Genomic DNA, 481 nt, shown 5'->3' on the forward strand with positions numbered 1-481 from the left:
TCTTCGTCTTCCTGAAAAGCCCCCACGACAATCAGGCTCCCACTGATACCCACCGACCAGCCAAATTGATCAACAATAGCCCGGTCGCTGGCTACCAGCTTTTGGATCTGGCTCCAGGTGCCGTTTTGCCGTTTGAGCACATAGGCTGAACCTGCATTTCCCAGGGGCTGACCACTGGTTGCATCGAGATAGTCCGAAGGAGCTCCTACCACGGCATAATCGCCGTCGATGGCCACTGAGTAGCCATAATTCTGTCTGCCGATATAATCGCTCAGAACCACTTTTTGGGTCTGTCCCCAGCTATCAGTCCCTCCCTGGTTCTGGCTGAACACGTAAGCCGAACCCGCATCGGTGAGTGTGTTGCCCCCCGACGCATCTTGGCCGTCTGTATAAGCACCCACCACAATCAGGCTCCCACTGATACCCACCGACCAGCCAAATTGATCATTAGCACCCCGGTCGTAGGCCACGATCTTTTTGA

Annotated in this window: 1 protein-coding gene; it reads right to left on the reverse strand. The window is 54.9% G+C overall.

Annotated features, from left to right (window positions below; all coding sequences use genetic code 11):
- Positions 1-481, reverse strand: a 481-nt coding sequence (locus BGO59_RS14655; protein ID WP_293684564.1) for an FG-GAP repeat protein, incomplete at both ends; no start/stop codon positions are given.

Origin of the sequence: Spirosoma sp. 48-14, from assembly GCF_001898575.1 — a bacterium.
Lineage (GTDB): Bacteria > Bacteroidota > Bacteroidia > Cytophagales > Spirosomataceae > Spirosoma.